Genomic DNA, 1,336 nt, shown 5'->3' on the forward strand with positions numbered 1-1,336 from the left:
ACGGTAGTTAGCGATCGCAGGTTGGCGAGTTAACCCCAAGTTATCCGGTAGCGCTAGCATACAGGGAGCCAATATCTGGGGTAAACTCAAAACCGTCAGCCAAATTAGTGCGATCGCACTTTTAATTGCTCCAACTCCCGACACCTGGATCATCCCATCCCTTGTCCTTTTCTGGCTATCGGTCGTCCTAACCTTAATCTCTGGTTTAGTTTACCTGTTACCCGCTAATATCTGGTCATCAACGGCAAAATCCACGTCAGCTTGATCCCGACCTGAAGCCAGATAATCATTCTCAAAGGAATCCTTCAGTCCCGAAAGCAAATCATACTCCGGTTGCCAGTTAAGTTCCGTCTTAGCCTTATGGATATCAGCAAAAAAGTGCTGTAATCGAAATGGGAAAGCCTTGCGCTTACCAAAATCAAACTGCTTGGGGTCATAATGCACGAGCTTGACCTCTGAAGCCGACTTACCACAGGCCATAGCACAGGTTCGTGCTAAACCATCAAAGGTGACATAGCGTTCCCCGGACACATTGTAAATTTTCCCAATCGCTTCCGGATTCCCCAATACTGCCGCCATTGCCCTCGCCAAGTCCTGACAATGACCTAACTGAGTAATGTGCATGCCATTACCAGGGATGGGAATGGTGCGATCGCGAACAATCCGGTCAAAAAACCAAGCTTCAACATCATTATAATTTTGGGGACCATAGATATAAGTTGGACGAATCGCCGTAAATGGCACCCCAAGTTCTTGTAGGTAAGCCTCAGTATGATGTTTACCCTTGTGGCGAGAATTGGGATCAACTGGATCTCCTTCGAGATGGGGTAACTGCTCCGACTTCAAATACACCCCAGCGGAACTCATATACACAAAATGCTGCACCCGGTCTTTAAAAATTTCCACTAACGGTTGAGTATCACTCAACTCCCGAGCATTATTATCGAAAATTCCATCAAACTCTTGAGACGATAACATTTCCTTGAGCTGATTGGGATCCTTGCGATCGCCATGAATCTGTTGGACTCCTGGCAGTGGCGCTGGCTTATTTCCCCGATTGAACAGCACCACCTCATGGCCCATCTCCACCAAAACCTTGGTTAAATAAACCCCAACAAACCGGGTACCACCCATGATTAAAATTCGCATGGTAACTAATTACTAAAAACTTTGATTCACGCTATGGATTAATTCCCTCTTCGCGTACTTTGTGCGTAAGTATTCAGCTATCAGCGTGTCGCGTATCAGCGTGTCGCGTATTAGCGTGTCGCGTATCAGCTATCAGCCATTGGCCAAGCTACACCGAACAGCTTTTGAATAAAATAAGCTGACGGCA

General features: G+C 46.6%; 1 protein-coding gene and 1 pseudogene. One reads left to right on the top strand and one right to left on the bottom strand.

The window, feature by feature from the left end; translation table 11 throughout:
• Window positions 1–7 precede the first annotated feature (7 nt).
• A pseudogene (locus tag F6K20_RS38740) lies at window positions 8–265 on the top strand (CDP-diacylglycerol--glycerol-3-phosphate 3-phosphatidyltransferase); the annotation flags it as partial.
• On the opposite strand, the gene F6K20_RS38745 reads toward F6K20_RS38740, so the two are convergent.
• On the bottom strand, window positions 211–1,149 hold the full coding sequence (locus F6K20_RS38745; protein ID WP_008185637.1) for an NAD-dependent epimerase/dehydratase family protein: 939 nt from the start codon (window positions 1,147–1,149) through the stop codon (window positions 211–213). The pseudogene F6K20_RS38740 and the gene F6K20_RS38745 sit on opposite strands and share 55 nt — an antisense overlap.
• Window positions 1,150–1,336: the final 187 nt, after the last annotated feature.

The sequence above is a fragment of the Moorena sp. SIO2C4 genome (assembly GCF_010672485.1).
Lineage (GTDB): Bacteria > Cyanobacteriota > Cyanobacteriia > Cyanobacteriales > Coleofasciculaceae > Moorena > Moorena producens.